The sequence below is a fragment of the Bauldia litoralis genome, from assembly GCF_900104485.1.
GTDB classification, from domain to species: Bacteria; Pseudomonadota; Alphaproteobacteria; order Rhizobiales; family Kaistiaceae; genus Bauldia; species Bauldia litoralis.
In genome coordinates this window covers 297,828-324,197 of record NZ_FMXQ01000006.1, presented here as the reverse complement: position 1 = coordinate 324,197, position 26,370 = coordinate 297,828, and the positions used below count along the sequence as shown (strand labels likewise).

General features: G+C 66.2%; 25 protein-coding genes. 12 read left to right on the top strand and 13 right to left on the bottom strand.

Annotated elements, in window-relative coordinates; translation table 11 throughout:
- The first annotated feature begins 131 nt into the window (after positions 1-131).
- Positions 132-1,073, top strand: a complete 942-nt coding sequence (locus tag BLT60_RS15775) for a sulfotransferase domain-containing protein (protein ID WP_175478470.1) — start codon at positions 132-134, stop codon at positions 1,071-1,073.
- 49 nt (positions 1,074-1,122) lie between these two features.
- On the top strand, positions 1,123-1,995 hold the full coding sequence (locus BLT60_RS15770; RefSeq protein WP_139167861.1) for a sulfotransferase domain-containing protein: 873 nt from the start codon (positions 1,123-1,125) through the stop codon (positions 1,993-1,995).
- 113 nt (positions 1,996-2,108) lie between these two features.
- On the opposite strand, the gene BLT60_RS15765 is transcribed toward BLT60_RS15770, so the two are convergent.
- Entirely contained in the window at positions 2,109-2,807 is a 699-nt protein-coding gene (locus BLT60_RS15765; RefSeq protein WP_175478469.1) for a helix-turn-helix domain-containing protein, read from the bottom strand.
- A gap of 153 nt (positions 2,808-2,960) precedes the next feature.
- Here BLT60_RS15765 and BLT60_RS15760 point away from each other — a divergent pair, with 153 nt between their 5' ends.
- Positions 2,961-3,743, top strand: coding sequence for an SDR family NAD(P)-dependent oxidoreductase (locus BLT60_RS15760; protein ID WP_090877662.1), 783 nt, complete (start codon positions 2,961-2,963; stop codon positions 3,741-3,743).
- 10 nt (positions 3,744-3,753) lie between these two features.
- Here the strand turns inward: BLT60_RS15760 and BLT60_RS15755 are convergent, their stop codons facing one another.
- The gene (locus BLT60_RS15755; RefSeq protein WP_090877660.1) at positions 3,754-4,794 is read right to left on the bottom strand and encodes a Gfo/Idh/MocA family protein; all 1,041 of its coding nucleotides are present in this window, start codon (positions 4,792-4,794) and stop codon (positions 3,754-3,756) included.
- Between the two features lie 194 nt (positions 4,795-4,988).
- On the opposite strand from BLT60_RS15755, the gene BLT60_RS15750 reads away from it, so the two are divergent.
- Positions 4,989-5,372: a hypothetical protein gene (locus BLT60_RS15750; protein ID WP_090877659.1), complete on the top strand. Its 384-nt coding sequence runs from the start codon at positions 4,989-4,991 to the stop codon at positions 5,370-5,372.
- Positions 5,373-5,404: 32 nt separating this feature from the next.
- Here BLT60_RS15750 and BLT60_RS15745 read toward each other — a convergent pair whose 3' ends face one another.
- Positions 5,405-6,178: a hypothetical protein gene (locus BLT60_RS15745; RefSeq protein ID WP_139167860.1), complete on the bottom strand. Its 774-nt coding sequence runs from the start codon at positions 6,176-6,178 to the stop codon at positions 5,405-5,407.
- Between the two features lie 372 nt (positions 6,179-6,550).
- Here BLT60_RS15745 and purL point away from each other — a divergent pair, with 372 nt between their 5' ends.
- Genes purL through grxD form a run of 3 tightly spaced genes read left to right on the top strand, consistent with a single transcriptional unit; the run spans position 6,551 to position 9,409 of the window.
- Positions 6,551-8,761 carry a phosphoribosylformylglycinamidine synthase subunit PurL gene (gene purL / locus BLT60_RS15740; protein ID WP_090877655.1) on the top strand — a complete coding sequence of 737 codons (2,211 nt, stop codon included), beginning with the start codon at positions 6,551-6,553 and terminating at the stop codon, positions 8,759-8,761.
- A 27-nt stretch (positions 8,762-8,788) separates the two neighbouring features.
- On the top strand, positions 8,789-9,022 hold the full coding sequence (locus BLT60_RS15735; protein WP_090877653.1) for a BolA family protein: 234 nt from the start codon (positions 8,789-8,791) through the stop codon (positions 9,020-9,022).
- 42 nt (positions 9,023-9,064) lie between these two features.
- Positions 9,065-9,409 (top strand): Grx4 family monothiol glutaredoxin, encoded by a 345-nt coding sequence (gene grxD / locus BLT60_RS15730; RefSeq protein ID WP_090877651.1) that lies wholly within the window; start codon positions 9,065-9,067, stop codon positions 9,407-9,409.
- A 134-nt stretch (positions 9,410-9,543) separates the two neighbouring features.
- On the opposite strand, the gene rpsD is transcribed toward grxD, so the two are convergent.
- On the bottom strand, positions 9,544-10,161 hold the full coding sequence (gene rpsD, locus BLT60_RS15725; RefSeq protein ID WP_090877649.1) for a 30S ribosomal protein S4: 618 nt from the start codon (positions 10,159-10,161) through the stop codon (positions 9,544-9,546).
- 196 nt (positions 10,162-10,357) lie between these two features.
- A complete protein-coding gene (gene chrA, locus BLT60_RS15720; RefSeq protein WP_090877647.1) occupies positions 10,358-11,713 on the bottom strand; it encodes a chromate efflux transporter in 1,356 nt (451 codons plus the stop codon).
- A 155-nt stretch (positions 11,714-11,868) separates the two neighbouring features.
- Between chrA and BLT60_RS15715 the strand changes: the two genes are divergently transcribed.
- Positions 11,869-12,375 (top strand): DUF2165 family protein, encoded by a 507-nt coding sequence (locus BLT60_RS15715; RefSeq protein ID WP_090877837.1) that lies wholly within the window; start codon positions 11,869-11,871, stop codon positions 12,373-12,375.
- On the opposite strand, the gene murI is transcribed toward BLT60_RS15715, so the two are convergent.
- Together murI and BLT60_RS15705 are read right to left on the bottom strand one after the other, a co-directional pair.
- Positions 12,367-13,161: a glutamate racemase gene (murI, locus tag BLT60_RS15710; RefSeq protein ID WP_090877645.1), complete on the bottom strand. Its 795-nt coding sequence runs from the start codon at positions 13,159-13,161 to the stop codon at positions 12,367-12,369. The two genes, BLT60_RS15715 and murI, sit on opposite strands and share 9 nt — an antisense overlap.
- 19 nt (positions 13,162-13,180) lie before the next feature.
- Positions 13,181-13,984 carry an RNA methyltransferase gene (locus BLT60_RS15705; RefSeq protein ID WP_090877643.1) on the bottom strand — a complete coding sequence of 268 codons (804 nt, stop codon included), beginning with the start codon at positions 13,982-13,984 and terminating at the stop codon, positions 13,181-13,183.
- A gap of 123 nt (positions 13,985-14,107) precedes the next feature.
- Between BLT60_RS15705 and BLT60_RS15700 the strand changes: the two genes are divergently transcribed.
- From BLT60_RS15700 to BLT60_RS15690, 3 genes are all read left to right on the top strand, one after another.
- Positions 14,108-14,662 (top strand): HdeD family acid-resistance protein, encoded by a 555-nt coding sequence (locus tag BLT60_RS15700; RefSeq protein ID WP_090877835.1) that lies wholly within the window; start codon positions 14,108-14,110, stop codon positions 14,660-14,662.
- Positions 14,663-14,892: 230 nt separating this feature from the next.
- Positions 14,893-15,183, top strand: a complete 291-nt coding sequence (locus BLT60_RS15695; protein ID WP_090877641.1) for a DUF718 domain-containing protein — start codon at positions 14,893-14,895, stop codon at positions 15,181-15,183.
- A 163-nt stretch (positions 15,184-15,346) separates the two neighbouring features.
- Complete coding sequence (locus tag BLT60_RS15690; protein ID WP_090877640.1) at positions 15,347-16,564, top strand: NADP-dependent isocitrate dehydrogenase; 1,218 nt, start codon at positions 15,347-15,349, stop codon at positions 16,562-16,564.
- Here the strand turns inward: BLT60_RS15690 and BLT60_RS15685 are convergent.
- Complete coding sequence (locus tag BLT60_RS15685; RefSeq protein WP_090877638.1) at positions 16,561-17,451, bottom strand: AraC family transcriptional regulator; 891 nt, start codon at positions 17,449-17,451, stop codon at positions 16,561-16,563. The two genes, BLT60_RS15690 and BLT60_RS15685, sit on opposite strands and share 4 nt — an antisense overlap.
- Positions 17,452-17,770: 319 nt before the next feature.
- Between BLT60_RS15685 and BLT60_RS15680 the strand changes: the two genes are divergently transcribed.
- Entirely contained in the window at positions 17,771-18,796 is a 1,026-nt protein-coding gene (locus tag BLT60_RS15680) for an aldo/keto reductase (RefSeq protein WP_090877637.1), read from the top strand.
- 39 nt (positions 18,797-18,835) lie between these two features.
- Here BLT60_RS15680 and BLT60_RS15675 read toward each other — a convergent pair whose 3' ends face one another.
- The 5 genes from BLT60_RS15675 to recA form a co-directional block, all read right to left on the bottom strand.
- Positions 18,836-20,572 carry a cation:proton antiporter domain-containing protein gene (locus BLT60_RS15675; RefSeq protein ID WP_175478468.1) on the bottom strand — a complete coding sequence of 579 codons (1,737 nt, stop codon included), beginning with the start codon at positions 20,570-20,572 and terminating at the stop codon, positions 18,836-18,838.
- A gap of 75 nt (positions 20,573-20,647) precedes the next feature.
- Positions 20,648-21,823, bottom strand: coding sequence for a cyclic nucleotide-gated ion channel (locus BLT60_RS15670; protein ID WP_090877634.1), 1,176 nt, complete (start codon positions 21,821-21,823; stop codon positions 20,648-20,650).
- Between the two features lie 12 nt (positions 21,824-21,835).
- The gene (gene alaS, locus BLT60_RS15665; RefSeq protein ID WP_090877632.1) at positions 21,836-24,508 is read right to left on the bottom strand and encodes an alanine--tRNA ligase; all 2,673 of its coding nucleotides are present in this window, start codon (positions 24,506-24,508) and stop codon (positions 21,836-21,838) included.
- 203 nt (positions 24,509-24,711) lie between these two features.
- Positions 24,712-25,113, bottom strand: a complete 402-nt coding sequence (locus BLT60_RS15660; protein WP_244521292.1) for a VOC family protein — start codon at positions 25,111-25,113, stop codon at positions 24,712-24,714.
- Between the two features lie 51 nt (positions 25,114-25,164).
- Positions 25,165-26,265, bottom strand: a complete 1,101-nt coding sequence (gene recA, locus BLT60_RS15655) for a recombinase RecA (RefSeq protein ID WP_090877628.1) — start codon at positions 26,263-26,265, stop codon at positions 25,165-25,167.
- Positions 26,266-26,370: the final 105 nt, after the last annotated feature.

The window sequence follows — 26,370 nt, the reverse complement described above, 5'->3', positions numbered from 1 at the left end:
CCCGATCGCCGATGGTCACGCTTCTGCGGCGGACGATTCCCGTCCTGGCCGGAACCCGCGCCCTGTCCTTTTATAATAGACGAGTCGCGCCTGCGGCAGTCGCCGCCCTATCCGGATCGCCTGAAACGCCCATGATCAACGTCAGCAAGGACAATCCAAGGGGAATCGTCTGGATCGCCTCCTATCCGCGTTCCGGCAACACATGGACGCGGGCCTTCATCAATGGCCTGACGCGGATCATGGAAGACCCCGACGCGGAGGATATCGACCTCGGCAGTGTCAGCCAGTGGTCGGTGTCGGAACGGTTGCTGACGCGCTACACGCCGTTCCTGGGCAAGCCGGCGACCGCGGCGACCCCGGCCGAGATCGCGGCCGTCCGGCCGAGGGTCCAGGCGAGCATCGCCGCCGCCGCGCCCGGCATCGTCTTCGTCAAGACACACAACGCCAACGGGAAGGACTTCGGCGTTCCGCTGATCAACAAGGCGGCCAGCGCCGGCGCCATCTACATCGTGCGCAACCCGCTCGACGTCGCCATCTCTTATGCGGCCTTCAGCAACGCCTCGATCGACGAGGCGATCAAGACGATGGCGACCGAGGGCTGGGGCATCCAGAGCACGGCCGAGAGCGCCAGGGTCATTTCCGGCTCCTGGAGCCAGAATGTCGCCTCGTGGACGGACCACCCCAACCCGGCCGTGCTGGCAGTTCGCTACGAGGACATGCTCGACCGGCCGGACAGTACCTTCGCGCGGATCGCCCGGCATATCCGCCTCAAGCCGAACAACAGCCAGATCCGCCGCGCGGTGGCGATGACCGATTTCGACCGCCTGCGCGCCGGCGAAGAAAAATCCGGCTTTGCCGAAAAGCCGAATACGGCCGACACCTTCTTCCGGGCCGGCCGCGCCGGCCAGTGGCAGGAGACGCTGAGCCCGGAGCAAGTCGCAACCATCGTCGCCGACCACGGGCGGATGATGGCGCGTTTCGACTACCTCCCCCCGGAATACCGGACGGCATCGGCCGGCGGCGCGAAGCGTCTTGATTCGGCGGCGAAACGCCGGCACGGTCGATCGCGATGACGGGGACCAACCAACCGCGGACCGCGCGCCTGCCGCGGCACCTGGCGCCATGATCAAATTCGACAGCGGCAACCCGAGGGGCATCATCTGGATCGCCTCCTACCCCCGCTCGGGCAACACCTGGATGCGGGCCTTCATCAATTCGCTCTTCAAGGTGATGCGCGATCCCGGCTCCGCCGATTTCGACATCAACAAGTTTGACGAAGCCGCTGAATCGGAAGGCGCCCCGGCGCTCTACCCGCGCTTCCTCGGCAAGCCCGTGTTCCGGGCGACCCCGGCCGAGATCGCCGCCGCCCGTCCGTGGGTCCAGGCGGCCCTGGTCGAGTCGGCCAGGCGCCTCATCTACCTCAAGACCCACAACGCCCGGGCGATGGATCACGGCGCCCCGCTGATCAACACCGACGTCACCGCAGGCTCCATCTACATCGTCCGCAACCCGCTCGATGTGGCGATCTCCTACGCCCATCTCAGCAATGCGCCGATCGACTTCACCATTGACCTGATGGCGAGAAGCGGCTGGGGCATTGAGACCACCGCGCAGAAGATCCGGACGGTCACGGGATCATGGAGCCAGAATGTCGGGACCTGGACCGACCGGGCCAATCCCACCACCCTCGTGGTGCGCTACGAGGACATGCTCGACAAACCGGAGCGGACGTTCAAGCGCATCGCGCGGCATCTCAGGACGGACCCGACGAAGGACCAGCTTCGCCAGGCGATCGAGCTGTCGAGCTTCGACCGCCTGCGCGCGAGAGAAGCCGAGGCAGGGTTCTTCGAGAAGCCCGATACATCGGTCGACATGTTCTTCCGCGAGGGCCGCGCCGGCCAATGGCAGGAACGGCTGAGCGCCGAGCAGGTGGCCCGTATCGTCAAGGCCCACAAGCCTGCCATGCGTCGCTTCGGTTATCTGCCGGCGAAATAGGCCTCATGGTCGTCCGGCCGATGGCTTCGAGATGATAGTCTCATCGCGAAGGGCGTTCCCATTGCGCAGGCGTGCAGGCGTTACGTCGCGCCGGGCGCTGTCCGGTTGAGGCTTCAGACCTCCCAGTCCGTCAGGCTGGCGGCCGGCTCGGCAAAGGCGGCGAGCTTCTCACGATCTCGCACCGCCACTTCACGACGGTTGACGGAGATGCCGTAGTCCGAGAGCAGCGCGAAGTTGCGGGACAGGTTCTCCGGCGTCATGCCGAGATGCCCGGCCAGGGTGCGCTTGTCGTAGGGCAGCACGAACTGACCGTTCCGGCTGTGATCCCGGTCCTGCACCAGGATCCAGTTGGCCAGCCGCTCGACACTGGTACACAGCCTCTGCGCCTTCAGTTCGGAGGTCATGCTCCGGAAACTCCGGGCAGTCTCGGCGAGAATTGCCCGCGCAAAACCGCCATCCGCCTCGAAGAGCCTGCGGAGCGGCTCCGCCTCGATCGCCACGATCGACGACGGCTCGATGGTGCGGGCCGACGCCTGGAGCGGGAGATCGTAGATCGTCGAGGCAATGAAAAAGGCCGAGACCGGCAGGACCACCCCGATCGACGCCTCCCGCCGGCCGCGCCTTGAAAAAAGCTCCACCGCGCCCTGGACCACCAGCCAAAGAAACTGCGGGTGGTCGCCCTCCTCGACGATCGTATCGTGGGGAAGGAATCGCTTCGCCACCGCATGCTGCGCAAGATCGGCAAACTGTTCCTCCGCCAGATCCCGGAACAGGGCGTGGGCGCGAATCGTCTCGATCTCGGGAACGGGCATGCTGTCTATTTGCCGAGTCTCGCCGCCGGGTGCCATAATAAAGATCGTCCGACCGACGCAACGGGAGGGTTGCGCGCGGTTTCGATTCGGCCCTGCCGATTGCCGCCCCCGTTGTCCCCCGCCATTTTCCCAATCGCCTTCACTGGAGTGAACATGACCACGAGCAACCTGAGAATCCCCGACCTCGCCGACAAAGTCTTCCTGGTGACCGGCGGTTCGACCGGTATCGGCGCGGCCGTTGCGCTGGCGCTGGCCGAACAAGGCGCCGCGGTCGCCGTCCACTACAATTCCAGTGAAACCCAGGCGCGCGATGTTGCTGATGCGATCACCAAGAATGGTGGAAACGCCTTCCTCGTCAAGGGCGACGTCAGCCAGCACGCTGCGAATGCCGAAATTGTCGACAAGACTGCCGACCATTTCGGCAAGATCGACGGGTTGATCAACAATGCCGGCGCCATGCTCGGCCGAATCCCGATGGAAGAGTCCGACGAGGCGCACGACCGCGCCGTCGTCGACCTCAATTCGCACTCGGTCGTCTGGATGACGCGCGCCGCCCTGCCCTGGCTGCGCAAGTCCCGCGGCGTGGTCATCAACACGACCTCGATCGCCGCGCGCAACGGCGGTGGCGGTGGCGCCATTCTCTATGCGGCATCGAAAGGCTTTGTCTCGACCATCACCAAGGGCCTCGCCAAGGAATTCGTCGGCGACGGCATCCGAGTCAATGCGGTTTCGCCAGGCGTCATCCTGACGCCCTTCCACGAGCGCTTCAGCACCGACGAGCAGATGAAGGGGATGGTCGCGACCATCCCGATGGGCCGCGCCGGTACGTCCGAGGAATGCGTCGGCGCTTACCTGTTCCTCGCCTCCGAGGCCCTCTCCGGCTACGTCACCGGCCAGATCATCGAGGTCAATGGCGGCCAGTTGATGCCGGGCTGACCGGACGGGCTCACGGGTAGGCCCGTGGCTTGACCGCCGTTCCCGAGGCCGCCGATTCGTAGGCGGCCTCGACCACCGCAAAGGTCTTCAGGTTGTCGGCGGCGGCCGTCGCCGCCGCGTCCTTGGCCCGGAAACTTTCCAGCATGTGGCGGCAGGTGATCAGCACGCTCTCCTGCGCCACGTGCCAGGGTTTCGATGTCCAGTGCAGGAGCGGTGCGCCGATGTCCTCGGTCCGCATCTCGCCGCCGCTGGTCACCTGCATCGTCAGACCCGCATCGACCACCACCGCGCCGTCCGGCCCCTCGATCTCGACCATCGTCTCGGGGAAGGGATCGGGCTCCTTGCGGCTCTCATAAGTAAAATCGACCACCGAGACGGCGCCGGAGACATGCTTGAGCATGACGGTCGCCGTATCCTCGGCCTTGACCTTCGGGTTGCGTTGCTGGGTTTCGCAATAGACCCGCTCGACCTCGCCCATGAAGACCCGGGCGATATCGAGCGTATGGACGCCGAGGTCGAGGATGATGAAGCGCTCCTCGTCGAAGAAATAGGGCTGGCCGGCATAGATGTCGTAACCGGTGCGGAAGGAAATCCGCCCCCAGCTCGGCGTGCCGATCACCCCGGTGCGCAGCGTCTCTGCGACGCGGATCAGCGGGGTCTGGAAACGAAAATTCTCGTGCACCGCGAGGAAGACGCCTGCCTTTTCGGCGGCGGCGGTCATCGCCACCGCATCCTCCCAGGTCGGCGCGAAGGGTTTCTGGACAATCGTCGCTATGCCCCGGCCGATCGCCTTTTCGACCAGCATCCGATGGGTATCCATGCGGGTCGCGATGTCGAGGAGGTCGATCTGCTCGGCCTCGACCATGGCGTCGAAATCCGTGTACCAGCGCGGCACGTTGAATTCCTTCGCCGCCGCTTCCGCCTTGGCCGCGTCGATATCGCAGACCGCGACGAGGTCGGCGCCCTCGGCCGCCAGGTCCTTCCAGGAAAACAGGTGATTGCGCGCGAAGAACCCGCAGCCGACCAGGGCGACCTTTACCGAATCTGACATCTCATTCCTCCCAGAACCAAGGCGGACGGTTTACCCCGCCGGGCCGGGTGGGAACAATGCCTTGCGGACCAGCGTTCGCCGAGTACGCCCGCTTGACGATAGCCGTAGCGCCGGTCAAACGTGGCGGAATGCCGGATCGGCCCGTCGCGACAATCGCATGCGTGCCCCTTCCCCCGGCCGCAGGACTCTCGGAAATGAAGCACCTGTCCCTGACCGCCCCAGTCCTTGCGGCCGCCATCGCCTTCCTGCCGGCCACGATCCTGCCGGCCGCCGCCCAGCCGAGCCAGGCGGCCTATACCCTCTATAGCCGCCTCGCCAAGGCGATGGACCAATGCTGGTTCGGACCGAATGCGACGGATTTTGCCCAGTATGTCTATTCGCCGGAGCCCAATGCCGCCGGCGGGCCGCGCATTCTGGTCGTGCCGAAGAACGCGCCGCACGAACTCCCCGTCCTCGTCGTCGAGATCACCGCGGCGGGCGGCCTCAACGTTTACGGACCGCTGGCCGGCACGTCGCTCTCGACACGGATCGCGGCCGACCTCCGCCGCTGGCTGGGCGGCAGCGATAGTTGCAGCTGATCGCAACGCCGCGTCGCGGTCGCCGGTAGCGCCTAAGACGCCTTCACCCGGCGATGGCCGCGCTCGCTGACGAGTTGCAGTCGGAGCGGCTCGAAATGGTTTTCGGCGGTGAACGGCGCGCTGAACTTCGACAGGTCCTCGCTGTCGGCGATCAGGAAGGCGTTGACCCCGTGCAGGTCGCAACCGACGAGGCTCATCTGCTTGCCGGCGCCGATCCGCTCGATGGCCTTGAGCGATCCGCCGTAGATGTGCCCGCCATCCCATACGGTTTCCGCCTCATAGGGCGTCTCGATGTCCAGCATCGGCGGAAACGCCGCGTTGTATTCGATGCAGGCGACCCGGGCCTTGAGGTCCATCGCTCGCCAGACATGAGTGGTATTCTGGTCGACATCCACCGAGACAAGGTCGACGTCCCGGAATTCCGGAGGAATGAGGTCGTTGATCGTCTCGGCCGTCGCCATCCCCTCGACGAGGACGAGGCGTCCCGATTCGATATAGGCGGCGAAGCGGGTCCGGATCCTGGCGCAGGCTTCCGGGTCCATCTCGACCCAGACGCCGCTGAAACCGCAATGTTCCAGCAACATCCGCGTGCAGTTCTGGTGGCCGTCCTCGACGCCGATTTCGACGAAGCGCCGTGAACCAAAGCCGATTCGGGTGAAGATCTCGCCGATCATCGCGTCTTCGTAATTCTGCGAATAGACCTGGGCGTGAGGGCCGAACAGGCGCTTCGGCTCCGAATAGCGCGGCGAAACGGCGGCCAGCAGATCGTCGGCGATCATCCGCAGCAGCTTGTTCTGGATGATCATGTTCGTGTCGATGCGCGGCACATTCTGCAGAAGCCGTGCATTCGAGTCGAGGCGATTAGCGATCCTGCCCGCCGACGCTTCGAGCGCCTTGAGCGGGCGCGCGACGTCTTTCGATCCTGACTTCGTCGCACGGGTCAGCTTCCGGAAGCCGGCAAGCTGCCGTCTCCGCTTCGACGGGACCTTTCCCTCTGAAGGCTTCGATCTCTTCCGCCCGGGACCCCTGCTGAACCAACCCATGAGAAAGAAGCCCCCTTCCGCACAATCGACGCTACCCCCAGTCAATCGCGCCAGGGTCAAACCGCGTCCTTCCATGGGACAGCGCGGCACGCTATGCAACAGGAACCCCGCCACGCCGCCATCGGTATCCACTGAATGACCGCATCTGTTTCCATGACACCCGACGTCATCGCCGCCCACGGCCTGAAGCCGGACGAATATGACCGTATCCTTGCCCTGATCGGCCGCGAGCCGACGATGACCGAGCTCGGCATCTTTTCGGCGATGTGGAACGAGCATTGTTCCTACAAGTCGTCGAAGAAGTGGTTGCGGACGCTGCCGACCACCGGGCCCCGGGTCATCCAGGGACCGGGCGAGAATGCCGGGGTCGTCGATATCGGCGACGGTCTGGCGGTTGTCTTCAAGATGGAGAGCCACAATCACCCCTCCTTCATCGAGCCCTACCAGGGAGCGGCGACCGGGGTCGGCGGCATTCTGCGCGATGTCTTCACGATGGGCGCGCGACCGGTGGCGGCGCTCAACGCGCTGCGCTTCGGCGCGCCGGAGCATCCCAAAACCCGCCATCTGGTCTCCGGCGTCGTCAGCGGCATCGGCGGCTACGGCAATTCCTTCGGCGTCCCGACCATCGGCGGCGAGGTCAATTTCCATAGCGGCTATGACGGCAACATCCTGGTCAACGCCTTCGCCGCCGGCATCGCCCCGACCGACGCAATCTTCTATTCCAAGGCCTCGGGGGTCGGCCTGCCGGTCGTCTATCTCGGCTCGAAGACCGGCCGCGACGGCATCCACGGCGCCTCGATGGCCTCGGCCGAATTCGACGACGATGCCCACGAGAAACGCCCGACCGTCCAGGTCGGCGACCCCTTCTCGGAAAAACTCCTGCTCGAGGCCTGCCTCGAACTGATGGCGACCGGCGCGGTCGTCGCCATCCAGGACATGGGCGCCGCCGGCCTGACCTCGTCGGCCGTCGAAATGGGCGCCAAGGGCGACCTCGGCATCGAGCTCGATCTCGACAGGATCCCCTGCCGCGAGACCGGCATGACCGCCTACGAGATGATGCTCTCGGAAAGCCAGGAGCGGATGCTGATGGTGCTGCGCCCCGAGATGCGGGAGGAAGCCGAGGCGGTCTTCCGCAAATGGGGGCTCGACTTCGCCATCGTCGGCCGGACGACGGACGACCTTCGCTTCAAGGTCCTGCACAACGGCAAGGTCGAGGCCGACCTGCCGATCAAGGAGCTTGGCGACCAGGCGCCCGAATATGACCGGCCGCACACGGCTCGCCCGCCCCGGCCGCCGATCGCCGAAACGAATCCGGAACCAGGGGATTACGGCACGGCCTTGATTCAGATTCTCGGCGCGCCGGACATGTGCTCGCGCCGCTGGGTCTGGGAGCAGTACGACCACCTGATCCAGGGCAACACCATCGTCAAGCCGGGCGGCGACGCCGCGGTCATCCGCGTCGGCGAGGCCGGCAAGGGCCTTGCCTTCGCCCTCGACGTCAACCCGCGCTACTGCGCCGCCGATCCCTATGAAGGCGGCAAGCAGGCGGTCGCCGAATGCTGGCGGAACCTGACGGCGGTCGGCGCCGAGCCGCTGGCGGCGACCGACAACCTCAACTTCGGCAATCCGGAGCGGCCGGAAATCATGGGTGAGCTGGTCGGCGCCATCAAGGGCATCGGCGCCGCCTGCACCGCCCTCGCCTTCCCGATCGTCTCAGGCAACGTCTCGCTCTACAACGAGACCAACGGCACCGCGATCCCGCCGACCCCGACCATCGGCGGCGTCGGCCTGCTCGACGACGTGACGGCGGCCGCGACGGTGCCGTTCAAGGCCGAGGGCGAGGCAATCCTGCTGGCCGGCGCGCCGGAGACCTGGGGCACCCACCTCGGCCAGTCGACGTATCTGCGCGAAATCCACGGCCGCGAGGACGGGCCGCCGCCGCCGGTCGATCTCGACCACGAGAAGAAGGTCGGCGATTTCGTCCGTGGCCTGATCCGCGATCGCCTGGTCACCGCCTGCCACGACCTGTCGGATGGCGGGCTGGCGGTCGGCCTGGCCGAGATGGCGATCGCCTCCGGCATCGGCGCGACCGTCGACCAGCTCGCCGACCAGCCTGCCCTGCCGGTGCTCTTCGGCGAGGACCAGGGTCGCTACCTGATGACCATTGCCGCGGACAAGGTCGACGCCGTAGTCGACCGGGCCCGCGATGCCGGCGTCCTTGCCCCCCGGATCGGCACCACCGGCGGCACCGATTTGATTCTGGGTGGCGTCGTTTCCATATCTGTTGCAAAGCTCAGGGAAGCCCATGAGAATTGGTTTCCGACCTTCATGCAGGCTGAACTCTGAAACCGACCGCCAACGGGAAGCTTCCACATGGCAATGAATGCCCGCGAGATCGAAACGCTCATCAAGACCGAACTGCCGGACGCGAAAGTCGTCATTCGCGATCTCGCCGGCGACGGCGACCACTACGCCGCGGAGGTTGTATCGGAATCCTTTCGCGGCAAGAGCCGTGTGCAGCAACACCAGATGGTCTATAACGCGCTCAAGGGAAACATGGGCGGCGCGCTGCACGCGCTGGCCCTGCAGACCAGCGTGCCGGAGTGAGTTGGCTGCTCGTCACCGGCGACAGGACAAGGATTTAAGGCAATGAGCGAGATCAAGCCCTGGATTGAAAACCAAGTGAAGACAAACGACGTCGTCCTCTTCATGAAGGGCACGCCGACCTTTCCGCAATGCGGCTTCTCGAGCCAGGTGGTCCAGATTCTCGACTATCTCGGCGTCGACTACAGCGGCGTCAACGTCCTCGACAACATGGATATCCGCGAGGGGATCAAGGCCTATTCCGACTGGCCGACCATCCCGCAGCTCTATGTGAAGGGCGAATTCGTCGGCGGCTGCGACATCATCCGCGAGATGTTCCAGGCCGGTGAATTGCAGACGCTGCTCGGCGAAAAGGGCGTTGCGATCGCGGAGCCGGCCAAGACCGCCTGACCGACCGCCACGACGTGTGAATGAACAGGAGGTCGCCCATCGGGCGGCCTCTTTTCGTTTCGGCAGGCACCCTGCGGCCTCATAAACAAAAGGCCGCCCGGAGGCGGCCTTTTCGATGCGACTGTCGACAGGCGTCAGCGCGAATAGAACTCGACGACGAGGTTCGGTTCCATCTGCACGGCGTAGGGGATCTCGGCGAGGCCGGGAACGCGCAGGAAGGTCGCGACCATCTTGCCGTGGTCGGCCTCGACATATTCGGGAACGTCGCGCTCGGCGAGCTGCGTCGCCTCGAGCACCATCATCATCTCGCGCGACGAATCCTTGACGGAGACGATGTCGCCCGGCGAGCAGCGATAGCTCGGGATGTTGACGCGCTTGCCGTTCACCCGGACATGGCCGTGGTTGATGAACTGGCGGGCGGCAAAGACGGTCGGCACGAACTTGGCGCGGTAGACGACCGCGTCGAGCCGGCTCTCGAGGAGGCCGACCAGCTGCTCGGACGTATCGCCCGGGCGGCGGACCGCTTCCTTGTAAATGTTGTTGAACTGCTTCTCGGAGATGTTGCCGTAGAAGCCCTTGAGCTTCTGCTTGGCGCGCAGCTGGGTGCCGAAGTCGGAAAGCTTGCCCTTGCGGCGCTGGCCGTGCTGACCGGGGCCGTATTCGCGGCGGTTCACCGGGCTCTTCGGACGACCCCAGATATTCTGTCCGAGGCGGCGGTCGATCTTGTACTTCGATTGTGCGCGCTTGGTCATCGCGTAATCCCTTCACATTCGGGTTTAAGCGCCCTCCTCTGCCGCCCCTCGCGGGACCGGCCGACAGGAATCAGGAGGCAAGCACCCCCAAATCTCCACGGGTCGCAGAAAAAACCACGCCGGCCCAGAAGGACCGGCGAGGCGAGAGGGTCATACTGCCCTCGTCCGCGGCTGTCAAATACGGGAATGCCGCGGTTCAGGCAAGGAAACGGACGAGGAGCCCGAGACCGGCGCAGATTGCCAGCGTCGGGACCACCCCCAGCCGAAACCGGAAGAGCGCCACGATGGCGACGACCATCAGGCCAACCGCCCACGGGTCGACGCTGCCCCAGACCGGCCATGGGGGTCGCGCCAGCCCGAATTCCAGCACCCCGACCTCGCGAAACAGCACGTGCAGGCCAAGCCAGAGCGCCAGGTTGAGAATGACGCCGACGACCGCGGCGGTGATCGCCGAAAGGGCGCCGGACAGGCGGAGATTGCCGCGCAGCTTCTCGACATAAGGCGCGCCGAGGAAGATCCACAGGAAACAGGGAACGAAGGTTACCCAGGCCGTCAGCGCCCCTCCGATCAGCCCGGCAATCAGCGGGTCGAGGTCGGTTTCGGCCCGGAAGGCAGCGATGTAACCGACATAGGAGAGGACGATGATCAGCGGTCCCGGCGTCGTCTCGGCCATCGCCAGCCCGTCGAGCATCTCGCCGGCGCTCAGCCAGCCGAAGGACGAGACCGCCGCGTCGGCGACATAGGCGAGCACCGCATACGCGCCGCCGAAGGTCACCACCGCCAGCCAGCTGAAGAACAGCGCCAGCCGCGGGTAGATGCTCTCCCAGCCGCCGAGAAGCGCGAAACCGACGATGGGCGCCGCCCACAACGCCCCCCAGGTGGCGATAACCCGGACTGCGCCGGATCGGGTTGTCTCGCTGCTGTGCAGCCGGTCGGGCTCGAGGGCCTTCGATTCCCCCTCGCCCACCGCGGTCCCCTCGCCCGGCGCCATCCGCGCCCGCAGATAGCCGGCCAGCCCGGCCAGGATGACGATCACCGGGAACGGCACGCCGAAGACGAAAATCGCAACGAAGGCGATCGCCGCCAGGATCACGGCGAAGCGGCTCTTCAGGGCGCGGCGGCCGATGCGGATGACCGCGTCGATGACAATGGCGAGGACCGCCGCCTTGAGGCCGAAGAAGATGCCTTCCAGCCAGCCGGTGTCCTGGTAGACCGCGTAGAGCGTCGACAGGCCGAGGATGACGGCGAGCCCCGGCAGGACGAACAGCGTTCCGGCGACGACGCCACCGCGCGTGCCATGGAGCAGCCAGCCGACATAGGTGGCGAGCTGTTGCGCTTCCGGGCCCGGCAGCAGCATGCAGAAGTTCAGGGCATGGAGGAATCGCGGCTCGGAAATCCACCGGCGCTCGTCAACCAGGATCCGGTGCATCAGCGCGATCTGGCCGGCCGGCCCGCCGAACGACAACAGCCCGATCGTCGCCCAGACCCTCGTCGCCTCGGCGAAGGATGGATGCGATGTCGCGTCCGCGTCGGGCTGCCCCGTCTCGCTCATTCCGTTCCCTCACGGTGGCCCGATGCTGTGCGAAAGGCACCGCCGAGCAACCAACTAGCCGCCGAATATGACAGGGATGTTCCGCTCGCGCGCCGGGGCAATTGCTCGCTGCCACAGGCCGTGGCTACGCTTCCTTGGAGGGAGGAACCGATTCGATGCGTGTGATCCGGCTCTGCAAGACGATCCTCGTCGCCTCGGTGGCGCTGCTCTTCAGCCTGTTCGCCCTCGGCAACATCACCGATTACGGTTCGAACTGGGCCTTCGTCCAGCACGTCATGAGCATGGACACGATTTTTCCCGACTCGACCCTGCGCTGGCGGGCGATCACCGACCCGACGCTGCAGACCGCCGTCTACTGGTCGATCATCGCCTGGCAGGTCCTGACCGCGCTTGTCCTGTGGGTCGGCGCCGCCCGCATGCTCGCGGCGTCTTCGACCGGACGCTTTGCTGCGACCAAGCCGACGGCGGCGACGGGCCTGACGATGGCGATGCTGCTCTACGCCGTCGGATTCGTGGCGATCGGCGGCGAATGGTTTGCAATGTGGCAGTCCGAGCAATGGAACGGTCAGGACGCGGCCTTCCGCTTCATCACCCTTGCCGGGATCGTGCTCATCGTCCTCCTGCTCCCGGAACCCGATGGCGAAGCGCGGCAATCAGCCTGAGGCCGGCTCGGACATCGGCTCGAGCCCCATCCGCCCAAGCACGTCGACCAGCGGTTCGGGCCAGACCTTGCCGGAGGTCAGGTAGGCCAGACCACCGCCAGTCTCTCCGCCCTCCCCCTCGCCGACAACGCTGACCACCCGGCGGGCAATCGCCGGCGCCGGGTCGATCCACTCCACCGGCCACGGGGCGAGACGGACGAAATCGGCCTTGAGGAAGGGATAGTGGGTGCAGGCCAGCACGATGCTGTCGGTGCGTCGGTCGCCGTCCTCGACGAAGGCCGGCCCGATCTCGGTGGCGATCGCCGCGTCGTCCGCCGGTTCGCCGCGCATCACCGCCTCGGCGATCGGCGCCAGGTTGGCCGACCCGACCAGCCGCACCGCGCAATGGCTGGCGTGGCTCTCGATCAGCGCGCGGGTGTAGTCGCGCCGCATGGTGCCGGGCGTCGCCAGCACGCTGATCAGGCCGGAGCGGGTCTGCTCGGCGGCCGGCTTGACCGCCGGCACGGTGCCGACGAAGGGGATCGAGAATCGCTCGCGCAGCGGCGGCAACACCAGAGTCGACGCCGTGTTGCAGGCAATCACCACCGCATCCGGGGTGAAGACGTCGATCAGCGCGCCGATCAGTTCGACGACATGGACGCCGAGGTCGTCGTCGCTGCGCTCGCCATAGGGAAAGCCGGCATCGTCGGCGACGTAGATCATCTCGGCCGCCGGGAGGGCGAGCCGGATCTCGCTGGCCACCGACAACCCGCCAATACCGGAATCGAAGACCAGGAGCCGCGTCATGCGATCCTCGGCGACGGTTTCATGCCTCGTCCCCCCGCGCGTCGGTCACGTTGCCATCTTCGGTCTCGCGCGGCCGGGTCGGGCGCCGCTGGAAGGCGGCGATGACGCCGCGCAGCGTCCGCACCTCCTGTTCGGAAAGGTTGGCCTTGTTGAGGATGGTCCGCAGCCCCTCGACCATGTGCGGCCTCTTCTCCGGCGGCCGGAAGAAGCCGGCGGCATCGAGCGCGGTCTCGAGATGCTCGAACAGCCGGAAAAGGTCGTCTTTCGCCGCAGGCAGGCGATCGACCGCGAAAGGCAGGCCGGCATCCTCGCTGGAAAAGCCGGAAATTCGCCACTCATAGGCAATCAGCAGCACCGATTGCGCGACATTGATCGAGGAGAAGGTCGGGTCGACGGGGAAGGTCAGGATCTCGTCGGCGAGCGACACATCCTCGTTGTTGAGACCAGTCCGCTCGGGCCCGAACAGGATGCCGGTCCGCACCCCCTTGTTCGCATAGGCGCGCAGCCGGCCGCCCGCCTCGCGCGGGCCGACGATCGGCTTGGCGACCTCACGCGACCGCGCGGTCGTCGCATAGACGAAGGCGAGATCCGCCACCGCGTCCGCGACCGAGCCGAAGACCCGCACCGCGTCGATGACATGGTCGGCGCGGCTGGCGGCGGCGACGGCCTTCTCGTTCGGCCACCCGTCGCGGGGATTGACCAGGCGCAGATCGACCAGCCCGAAATTGGCCATCGCCCGCGCCGCGGTGCCGATATTCTCGCCGAGTTGCGGCGCGACCAGAACGACTGCCGGGGGGCCGGCTTCGACAATTGTATCCGTCATGGCCGGTTCCTATCCGATCGGCGTGAGCGACGCCATATCGGCGCGCGCCAAAACCGGAGGTGTTGACGGATGGCCGATTGGAGTACTCTCCCGCCGTCGCGAGTCGTGAAGGAGAAGGGGCCCATGACCGACGCTGCAATGACACTCAACTCTGCCGACAATATCCGCAAGCACTGGGGGTGGTTTCTCGCCCTCGGCATCATCTTCGTGATTGGCGGCATCTTCGCCATCGCCTCACCGTTCGTCGCCGGTCTCGCCGTCACCGTGGTGTTTGCCATCGTGCTGGTCTGGCTGGGGATCATGCAGATCGTCCAGGCGTTCAGCACCAAGAGCTGGGGCGGATTCATCTGGCAACTGATCATCGGCCTCGTGCTGCTCGCTGGCGGCGCGTCCATGTGGTTCCGGCCGGTCGTCGGCGCGGTGACGCTGACCATCCTGCTGGCGGCGGTGTTTCTCGCCAAGGGTATCTTCCAGGTCATCCTCGGCTTCCAGATGCGCCCGCAGCGCGGCTGGGGCTGGATGCTGACGGCTGGAATCCTGGCGATCTTCGTCGGCCTGATCATCTGGGCGAGCTGGCCCGTATCGACCGCCTGGGCGATCGGCACGCTGACCGGCATCTCGCTGATCTTCACCGGCTGGAGCTACATCATGATCTCGATGGCCGCCCGGGAAGCCTGACGACCATTATTGGATGCGGATCAAGGGCGCGACGGCTTCGGCCGCCGCGCCCTTTTTTCTTCGTTATCGCAGCCTCCGACTGAAGCGCGATTGCGACGGGCTTCTGTCGATCCTGGCGACCGCAAGCTGAAACCCTGGCGGTGAAACCCAAAAAAGGGAGTAAGCTGCGGTCCGTGCGGGACCGAGTGGACCGCCGTCTCGACCGGTTCCGCCCAGCAAGGGAGGTAACCATGACCGCCTATAACGTCGTGAGAATGCGCGTTAAGCCCGGGTTAGAGGACAAGGTCCTCTCATCGTTTCGGGACGACAACGATATGGACGATGCCCGCCGGTTCGCGGTGATCAAGACCGGCGAACGCAGCTATTGCCTGATCGGCGAGTGGAACAGCATGGACGACATCGTTGCGGCGCGACCGAAGATGATCGCCAGCCTCGACAAGGTGCGCGACATGCTGGAGGACCTCGGCAACGGGCTTGGCGTCACCGACCCCGTGTCCGGCGAGGTGATTCTCGAATCGTAATCTCCGCCATCGCGAGACCCGTCCCGTCGGTTCCATCCGGTAAAGGCGGGACGGTTGCCTTTTCTCGCGACCGGTCGGGTGATATGAGGGCGCCACAATCACCGCGCCGGCCACCTCCACTGGCCGCGCCCTCCCCGATCAGTCTGCCAGTGAGGCCCAAACTATGTCGAAGATCAAGGTTGCCAATCCCGTCGTCGAAATGGACGGAGACGAGATGACGCGGATTATCTGGCAGCTCATCAAGGATAAGCTGATCCATCCCTATCTCGACATCGACCTCCAGTATTTCGACCTCGGCATGGAGCATCGCGACGCCACCGACGACCAGGTGACGATCGACGCTGCGGAGGCGATCAAGAAGATCGGCGTCGGCATCAAGTGCGCGACGATCACCCCGGACGAGGCCCGCGTCGAGGAATTCGGCCTCAAGAAGATGTGGCGCTCGCCGAATGGCACGATCCGCAACATCATCGGCGGCGTCATCTTCCGCGAGCCGATCATCTGCTCCAACGTGCCGCGCCTGGTGCCGGGCTGGACCCAGCCGATCATCATCGGCCGCCACGCCTTCGGCGACCAGTATCGCGCCACCGATTTCCGCTTCCCCGGCAAGGGCAAGCTGACCATCCGCTTCGAGGGCGAGGATGGCGAAGTCATCGAGCGCGACGTGTTCGACGCGCCGGATGCCGGCATCGCCATGGCGATGTACAATCTCGACCCGTCGATCCGCGATTTCGCCCGCGCCTCGATGAATTACGGCCTGGCCCGGAAATACCCGGTCTACCTGTCGACCAAGAACACGATCCTCAAGGTCTATGACGGCCGCTTCAAGGACATCTTCGCCGAGATCTACGAGACCGAGTTCGCCGACAAGTTCAAGGAAGCCGGCATTACCTACGAGCACCGCCTGATCGACGACATGGTCGCGGCGGCGATGAAGTGGTCGGGCGGTTACGTCTGGGCCTGCAAGAACTACGACGGCGACGTCCAGTCCGACACCGTCGCCCAGGGCTTCGGCTCGCTCGGCCTGATGACCTCGGTGCTGATGACGCCGGACGGCAAGACGGTCGAGGCGGAAGCCGCCCACGGCACCGTCACCCGCCACTACCGCGAGCACCAGAAGGGCAACGAGACGTCGACCAACTCGATCGCCTCGATCTTCGCCTGGACCCGCGGCCTGTTGCATCGCGCCAAGCTCGACAACAACGCCGACCTCAAGACCTTCGCCGAGACGCTCGAGAAGGTCTGCGTCGACACGGTCGAGTCCGGCTCGATGACCAAAGACCTGGCGCTTCTCGTCGGTCCCGAGCAGAAGTGGCTCTCGACCACCGGCTTCCTCGACAAGGTCGACGAGAACCTCCAGAAGGCGATGGCGGCAGCCTAAGGGCCCGCAGCATCCACGGGTGAACCGCGCAGCCGGGCCGCATCGCGGGCCGGCGGCGCCCCGAACAGGCGGGCATATTCGCGGGTGAACTGCGACGAGCTCTCATAGCCGACGGCAAAGGCAACGTGGCCGGCGCTCGCCGACTGGCCAAGCAGGAGGCTCCGCGCCTCCTGCAGCCGGATCTGCTTCTGGTACTGAAGCGGGCTCATCGCCGTCGCCGCCTTGAAGTGGCGGTGGAAGGACGACTGGCTCATCCCGGCGATCTCGGCGAGCGGGCCGACCTTCAGCGGCTCCTGGTAATGCCCGCGAATCCAGTCGATCGCCTTGGCGATTCGGGACAGGCGGCTGTCGCGGAGCGCGATCTGGCGCAGCACCGGTCCCTGCGGTCCCTGGAGAAGCCGATAGAGGATCTCGCGCTCAGCGAGCGGCGCGAGCACGGGAATGTCCTCCGGACGATCGAGCAGCCGGGTCAGCCGCAGCATCGGATCGAGAATTTCCGCCGTCACCGGGGCGACCGCGATCGACGCCAGCCTGCCGTCGTCCTGGCCCGGCATCTCCAGCAGCATCGCCGCGATTGCCGCCCGGTCGAGGCTGAGGCCGACCGCGAGATACGGCTTTTCCGGGCTCGCCTCGCAGATCGCCGCCGTAACCGGCAGGTCGATCGAGACCATCAGGGATTTCGCGCTGTCATATTCAATGACCCGGTCGCCCACGACCAGCCGCTTGCGTCCCTGAACAGCGAGGAAGAAAGTCGGCTGGTAGAGCGCCGGCCCCGGCCTGGTGGTCCTCGGCGCATTGAGCAGGACGAGTCGCGGGTTGGCGCTGACGGCGCGACCACCCGCGCAGTGGCGCACGATCAACGCCTTCAGTTCAGATAGATGATCCATGCCGATCTCAATGCACCCGCCGGTCGGTGCCGACAAGGTTCCACCTGCCGATAGAATGGTGGTTTGAGAGGATCGTGCAAGAAGTCGGCAGCATCCGACTACGCCCGCCCCGGTTTCCGACCCATCTTGGGATGGCGACCACCGGACACCGTTGCCGGGGCGCGGAATGGGCTGCTTCTGCCTGAAACCGCCCTCCCCGCGTCTCGCAGGACCATCCGGCCCTGCATCCGGCGGTCGCGGACCACGCAACCGGCATCATGCGCCGGTCGCTTCCGGCCGCTTCAACCGAAGCGGCTTTCCGATCTGAGGTGATTAATCCATGCAATACAAGAAACTCGGCGGCACCGGCCTCCTCGTGTCCGAAATCTGCCTTGGCACCATGACATTCGGCGGCAAGGGCGACATCTGGACCAAGGTGGGCTCCCTCGGCCAGACGGAGGCCGACGCCATCCTCGGCCGCGCGCTCGACGCCGGAATCAACTTCCTCGACACCGCCAATGTCTATTCCGAAGGGCTCTGCGAGGAGATCACCGGCCAGGCGATGGTCAATTCCGGCCGGCCGCGCAGCGACTTCGTCTTGGCGACCAAGCTCAATGGCCCGATGGGCGCCGGGCCGAACGACCGCGGCTCGTCGCGGGCCCATATCATGGATAGCGTCAAGGCCAGCCTCCGCCGCCTCGGCACCGACTATATCGACCTCTACCAGTTGCACGGCTTCGACAGGATCACGCCGATCGAGGAGACGATCCGCGCACTCGACGATCTCGTCACCCAGGGCCACGTCCGCTACGTCGGTTGCTCGAACTGGCCGGCCTGGGCGCTGGCGCAATCCCTGTCGCTTGCCGACCATCGCGGCTGGAGGCGGTTCGCTTCGCTGCAGGCCTATTACACCATCGCCGGCCGCGACCTCGAGCGGGAGATCGCGCCGCTCTTGCGCGACCAGCAGGTCGGCCTGATGGTCTGGAGCCCGCTGGCCGGCGGGCTGCTCAGCGGCAAGTTCGACCGCGACGGCAACGGACCGGAGGGATCGCGTCGCGCCAGCTTCGACTTCCCGCCGATCAACAAGGACCGAGCCTTCGACTGCATCGACGCGATGCGCCCGATTGCCGAGGCGCACGGGGTCTCCGTCGCCCGGATCGCGCTGGCCTGGCTCCTGCACCAGCCGCACGTCACGTCGGTGATCGTCGGGGCGAAGAATACCGACCAGCTCGACGACAATGTCGCCGCCGTCGATATCCGACTCTCGGACGAAGAACTGGCCGCCCTCGACACCGTCAGCGCCCTGCCCATCGAATATCCGGGCTGGATGATCGAGCGCCAGAACAGCAACCGCACCGGAAGTTGACGACGATTTGCTGATACAGCGGATCGGCGAGGGTCGGGATCAGTCCCGGCCCTTGCCGATCTCGCGCATCTCTATCTCCCGCATGGCCGCCAGACGGTTGTCGGTTGCATCCTCGGGCAGGCCGATCCTCATCAGCAGGCCCCGCGCCAGTTGCAGGCTGGCCTCCAGCGTCTCGGGCGTCACCGCCGACACGCCAAGCTTGATCAGCACCTCTGCATGGGCCGAATCGCGGGCACGCGCATGGATCGCCGCCTTCGGCCATGACTGGCGGATGGCGGCCACCATGTCCTCCGTCGCCCCGGGTGCATCGGTGGTGACGACAAAGGCGCGGGCCCGGGCCGCGCCGACCCGCTCGAGGAATTCGCGCCGGCTGGCGTCGCCATAGAAGACGGGCCGCCCGGCAGCATGCGCCTCTGAGACGGCGGCCGCATCGAGATCGAGTGCCACCCACGGAATGCGTTCCTCGGTCAGGAGCCGTGCGACCATTTCGCCGACCCGGCCGAAGCCGCCGATGATTACATGATCCGACAGTTCCTCGGACTCCCCCACCCCCGCGCCGTGATCGCGACCGTCGCGTCGCTCCGCCAGCGACTTGCCGACGCGCTGGCCGAGCTTGCCGAGAAACGGCACGACGAACATCGACAGGGCCGAGACCGAGACCAGGAATTGCAGGAGACCAGGCGCCACCAGGTCATGCTGGCTGGCCAGCGTGAAGACGACGAAGGCGAACTCGCCGGCGCCGGCCAGCAGGAATCCGGCCTCGATCGCAACCGACAGATCGACGCCGAAGGCCCGGGCAACGGCGATCATCACCAGCCCCTTCACCAGCACCAGCGTCACCACCGCGGCGACGAAGGCAAGCGGGCCGATGGTGATCGCCGCGAGATTGAGGCTCATGCCGACGGTCATGAAGAAGAGGCCGAGCAGCAACCCCTTGAACGGCTCGATATCGACCTCGATCTGATGGCGATACTCCGTCTCGCCGAGAAGCAGGCCGGCGAGGAAGGCGCCGAGCGCCGGCGACAGGCCGACCTGGGCGGTCAGGACCGCCGCGCCGATCGCCATGAACAGCCCGATGGCAACCACCAGTTCGCGGCTGCCGGTGCCGGTCGTCAGGCGGAGCAGCGGGCGCTGCATGATCCGGCCGAAGACGATGATGCCGGCGACCACCGCCACCGCGATCCCCGCATCGGCGAAGGAAAAGTCGGCTTCGCCGGCGCTGGCGCCGCCGAGCAGGCCGACGACGATGACGATCGGCACCACCATCAGGTCCTGGAAGACGAGGACGCTGAGCACCAGCCGGCCGACCGGCAAGGCGAAGCGATGCGCCTCGATCAGTACCTGGGTGACGATTGCCGTCGACGACAGGGCGAGCGCCAGCCCGAGGACCAGTGCGCCCGGGAGATTGAGGCCGACCAGCAGGGCGATGCCGAGGATCGCCGCCGCCGAGATGAACACCTGCAGCGAGCCGACGCCGAGAACGTAGCGGCGCATCGCCCAGAGGCGGTCGAAGGAGAATTCCAGCCCGATCAGGAAGAGCAGGAAGATGACGCCGAGCTCGGCGATCGGCGCGACCCGCTCGGGATTGGAGAAGGTGATATAGGAGAGCCAGGGCACCTGGCTGACGAAGGCGCCAAGCCCGCCCGGACCGAGAAGCAGGCCGGCGAGCAGGAAGCCGGGAACGACCCCGAAACGCATCTTGCCGAACAGGGGCACGACGACGCCGGCCGTCCCGAGGACGATGAGCAGTTCCCGTGCCGATTCGTGTTCGAACATTCCCGCCGCCGATATGCCTCTGTGCAGCCTAGAACAAGCGCACCGCGAAGGCATAGCCGCCACCGCGCACGAATCTTAGGCCGGATTGCCTCCCGAACCGTCATCCATGACGATGCCGGCCTGGACATTCGGCTTCAGCCGACCGGCCAGCCCGGGGTAACGGGCGACGAGGTGGATCAGGTCGATCCGGTCGATCGCCAGCAGCTTGACCCGCGTCAGCGCCAGCGCCGGATCCGCCCGCGTCTTGTCGGTGATATCGGGACTGGCCCCGAAGGAGTCGCCGACGCTCAGCCGCCGCCGGCCGCCATCGCTGTCGAGTTCGACCACCCCCTCGGCGATCCCGTAGAGCGCATCGTCGCCCTCCCCCGGTTCGATGATGGCGGTGCCGGCCTCGACGGTCATCGCCCGCAACATCGGCAGGAGATCATGCAGCACATCGGAGCTCAGGCTGGCGAACATCGGCATCCGCACCACGAGCCCGAAGGTGACGACGAAGCTGCGCTGGCGGATGACCTCGGCGAAGGAACTGCCGATGATGGCGATCGGCAGGGCGATCATCAGGATGCCGGTGATCATGGTGATGCCGCCGATGATGTGGCCAGCCAGCGTCTTCGGTATGACGTCGCCATAGCCGACGGTCGTGACGGTCTCGATCGCCCACCAGATCGCCTGGGGGATGCTGCCGAAATCGTCGGGCTGCGCCTCGCGCTCGGCGATATAGGCAAGCGATGCCGCCACCAGCACGATCGACGTCAGCACCAGGAAGCTGGCGACCAGGGCGTGGCGTTCGCGCCGCACCGCCTCGAACAGCGACTGGAAGCCGGTGGAATAGCGCCCGAGCTTGAACAGCCGCATCAGCCGGACAAGCACCATCGTCCGGATGTCGGCGCCGCCAAGGGCGACGATGAAGAACGGCACGATGGCGATGAAATCGATGATCGCCGACGGGGTGAAGACGTAGTTGAGCCGCGCCCGCCAGGCCGGCACGCCGCGCGCCCGGGGATGCTCGACGCAGACCCACAGCCGCACGACATACTCGATCGCGAAGACCGTCAGCGAGACGCCCTCGACCCCGGCAAAGACCTGGAAATAGGTCTGCGTCATGGTCGGCACGGTCTCGAAGATCGCCGCGATGACATTTACCAGGATGAGGATGATCAGCGCCGCCGAGAAGATCCTCGACAGCGCCGCCCGGCGCGAGCCGCCCTCGACGACCTCAAAAACCCGGCGCCGCAGCGAAAGCTGTTTCACCTGGGCATCCCGTCAGCCCATGGTCTCCGCGACAGCGGCCGCGATCGCCGCGATCGCCGCGTCCGCCTTGGCGCCATCGGGGCCGCCGGCCTGGGCCATGTCCGGGCGGCCGCCGCCGCCCTTGCCGCCCAGCGCCTCCGAGCCGAGCCGGACGAGGTCGACCGCGTTCATCCGCTCGGTCAGGTCCTTTGTGACGCCGACGACGATACCGGCCTTGCCGTCGTCGCTGACGCCGACAATGGCAACGACGCCGGATCCGACCGCGCCCTTGCCGTCATCGACCAGGCCCTTGAGGTCCTTCGGCGCGATGCCGGAGACCGAGCGGCCGAGGAACTTGATCGACCCGATGTCGCGAATGCCGGGATCGGCCCCATTGCTGCCGCCCGAACTCATCGCCAGCTTGCGCCGCGCATCTGCGAGGTCGCGCTCCAGCCGGCGCCGCTCCTCGACCAGCGCCTGGACGCGCTCGGCCGCATCCTCCGGCCGCACCTTGAGCGCCATCGCCACCGCCTTGAGGCGGCGCTCCTGCTCGGCCAGGTGCTTGCGGGCCGCGGCGCCGGTCAGCGCCTCGATCCGCCGCACGCCGGCAGCCACCGCGCTCTCGCTGGCAACCGCGATCAGCCCGATCTCGCCGGTGCGACCGACATGGGTGCCGCCGCACAGTTCCACCGAATAGGTCCGGCCGGGGACGCCGTCAGGCACCGTGCCGGTCGACACGACGCGCACCTCGTCGCCGTATTTCTCGCCGAACAGCGCCATGGCGCCGGATTCGATCGCCGCGTCGCGGTCCATCAGCCGGGTCTCGACCGGCGAATCCTGGATGACCACGGCATTGGCCAGCGCCTCGACCGCCTCAAGCTCATCGGCATCGATCGGCTTCGGGTGCGAGAAGTCGAAGCGCAGCCGGTCCGGCGCGACCAGCGAGCCCTTCTGCGCCACATGGCCGCCGAGCACGGTGCGGAGCGCCGCATGCAGCAGATGGGTCGCCGTGTGGTTGCCGCGGATCGTCGAACGGCGCGCGCCATCGACCGTAAGTCGCACCGCGTCGCCGGCCTTCACCGTCCCCTGCTCGACCGTGCCGTAATGGACGAAGAGGCCGTCGGCCCGCTTCTGGACATCGCTCACCGCAACGACGGCGCCGCCATCGGTCTCGATCGTCCCGGTATCGGCGACCTGTCCACCGGATTCGGCGTAAAATGGCGTCTGGTTGACGACCACCGCCACTGCCTCGCCACTCGTCGCCGTCTCGATCGCCTTGCCATCACGGACCAGCGCGAGGATCTCGCCCTCGGCGCTCTCCGTGCCGTAGCCGAGAAACTCGGTGCCGCCCAGCCGGTCGCGCAGGGTGAACCAGATCGCCTCGGTCTGGGAATCGCCGGAGCCGGCCCAGCTCGCCCGCGCCTCTTCCTTCTGCTTCTCCATCGCCTGGGTGAAGCCGTCGGTATCGACGCCGATGCCGCGCGGCCGCAGCGCGTCCTCGGTCAGGTCGAGCGGGAAGCCGTAGGTGTCGTAGAGCCGGAAGGCGACGTCGCCGGCCAGCGTGTCGCCGGTGCCGAGGCTGCCGGTCGCCTCGTCAAGCAGCGTCAGCCCGCGCGCCAGCGTCCGCCGGAAGCGGGTTTCCTCGAGGAGCAGCGTCTCGCGGATCAGCGCCTCGGCGCGGATCAGTTCCGGAAAGGCCCGGCCCATCAACGCCACCAGCGTCGGCACCAGCCGGTAGATCACCGGCTCGTCGGAGCCAAGCAGATGGGCATGGCGCATCGCCCGGCGCATGATCCGGCGCAGGACGTAACCCCGGCCCTCGTTCGACGGCAGCACGCCGTCGGCAATCAGGAAGCTCGTCGCCCGGACGTGATCGGCAATCACCCGGAAGCTCGCGGTTCGCTCGTCGGCCGCCGTCGCGCCGATCAGGTCCTCGGACGCCGCGATCAGCGCCTTGAACAGGTCGGTGTCATAGACGTTGTGGACGCCCTGCATGACGGTCGCCATCCGCTCCAGCCCCATGCCGGTGTCGATCGACGGCTTGGGCAGCGCGATCCGGTCATCCTTCGCCCGCTGCTCGAACTGCATGAAGACGAGGTTCCAGATCTCGACGAAACGATCGCCGTCCTCTTCGGGACTTCCGGGCGGCCCGCCCGCGACACCGGGCCCGTGGTCGAAGAAAATCTCGGAACACGGCCCGCACGGCCCCGTGTCGCCCATCGCCCAGAAATTGTCGCTGGTCCCGATGCGGATGATCTTCTGCTCCGGCAGGCCGGCGATCTTCTTCCACAGGTCGAAGGCGTGGTCGTCCTCGGCATAGACCGTCACCAGCAGCCGATCGGCGGCGAGCCCGAACTCCTTGGTCACCAGGTTCCAGGCCAGCTCGATCGCCCGTTCCTTGAAATAATCGCCGAAGGAAAAATTCCCGAGCATCTCGAAGAAGGTGAGATGCCGCGCGGTGTAGCCGACATTGTCGAGGTCGTTGTGCTTGCCACCGGCGCGCACGCATTTCTGCGAGGTCACCGCCCGCGGATAGGGCGGCTCGGCCCGGCCGATGAAATAGTCCTTGAACTGGACCATGCCGGCGTTGGTGAACATCAACGTCGGATCGTTGCGCGGCACGAGCGGGCTCGACGCCACGGGCGTGTGGCCGTTCTTCTCGAAGAAGCCGAGAAAATGGGAACGAATGTCGTTGACGGATTGCATGGACACTTTTCACTCTGGCGGCGACCGGGACAAAGCTATGGCCGCGCCGGCGGTTTTTACAGCCCCCGCCGTGGCAATGTCCAGAAAATGCCGGCCGAACCGGCTGTTGCCGTATCGGAGGGGCGACCCGATTGCGGCCGCTGGCGGAACGGAAACCCGCCGCCCGACCCGAAATGCCAGCGGATCAACGCCGACTACCTACCTTACGGCAGGGTTACCCGCCCCTCGCCGTCAAGCGTCCAGAAGGGATTGAAGGCGACTTCGAAGGGATGGCCGTCCGGATCGGCGAAATAGCCTGAATAGCCGCCCCATTCGGTCTCCGTTCCGGCCTTCAGGATGCGGCCCCCGGCGGCTTCCGCCTCCGCCAGCAGCGCGTCGACCTCACCCCGCGACCGCGTGTTGTAGGCGATCGCCATGCCGCTGAACGCCGCGCCGTCGTCCCCGATACCGGCATCCGCAGCCAATTCGGCCCGCGACCACAGCGCCAGCACGATCCCCGGCAACTGGTAGAAGGCGACCTCCGCCTCGGTGTTGCCCCGGCCCCAGCCGAGGCCATCCTCGTAGAAGCGCCGCGACCGGGCAAGATCGGCAACGCCGAGCGTCACCAGGCTGATCCGCTGTTCCAGGGCCGCCTCCTTCGGAGTGTCCGGCAGGCGCTATGCCTCCAGCGCGTCCTCGGGACCGCCGTCATCTTCACCGCTCTCCGGCGATGCGTCCTCGAGGAACTGCTCGGCGATCAGGCCGGCCGACTGGCGTACTGCCAGCTCGATCTTGGTCGCCACTTCCGGGTTTTCCTTCAGGAAGAGCTTGGCATTCTCCCGGCCCTGTCCGAGCCGCTGGCTGTCGAAGGAGAACCAGGCACCGGATTTCTCGACGATCCCCGCCTTGACGCCGAGGTCGACCAGTTCGCCGGTCTTCGAGATTCCCTCGCCATACATGATGTCGAATTCGACCTGCTTGAAGGGCGGCGCCAGCTTGTTCTTGACCACCTTCACCCGGGTCTGGTTGCCGACCACCTCGTCCCGGTCCTTGATCGAGCCGATGCGGCGGATATCGAGCCGCACCGAGGAATAGAATTTCAGCGCATTGCCGCCGGTCGTCGTTTCCGGGCTGCCGAACATCACGCCGATCTTCATGCGGATCTGGTTGATGAAGATGACCATGGTGTGGGAGCGGTTGATCGAGGCGGTCAGCTTGCGCAGCGCCTGGCTCATCAGCCGCGCCTGCAGTCCCGGCAACTGGTCGCCCATCTCGCCCTCGATCTCGGCGCGCGGCGTCAGCGCCGCCACCGAATCGACGACCAGGATGTCGACGGCGCCGGACCGCACCAGCGTATCGGCGATCTCCAACGCCTGTTCGCCGGTATCGGGCTGCGAAATCAGCAGGTCGTCGAGCGTGACGCCCAGCTTGCGGGCATAGCCGGCATCGAGCGCATGCTCGGCATCGACGAAGGCGCAGATGCCGCCGGCCTTCTGGGCCTCGGCGATGGCATGAAGCGCCAGCGTCGTCTTGCCGGACGATTCCGGGCCATAGATCTCGACCACCCGGCCGCGCGGCAGGCCGCCGATCCCGAGCGCAATATCGAGCCCGAGCGATCCGGTCGGCACCGTGGCGACCTCGACGATCGGGTCATTCTTGCCAAGGCGCATGATCGAGCCCTTGCCGAACGCCCGTTCGATCTGGCCGAGCGCCGCATCGAGCGCCTTCGACTTGTCCATTGCTTGACCCTCGATCAGACGAAGAGAATTGGCCGCCATTGGTGCGCTCCTTATTCCACAGGTAACAGGGACGTTCAAACGAATGCGCCGCTGATTTCGAAAGCGCAATGTACACGTTTTGTTCTCTTGCGCAAGAGGGTTTCC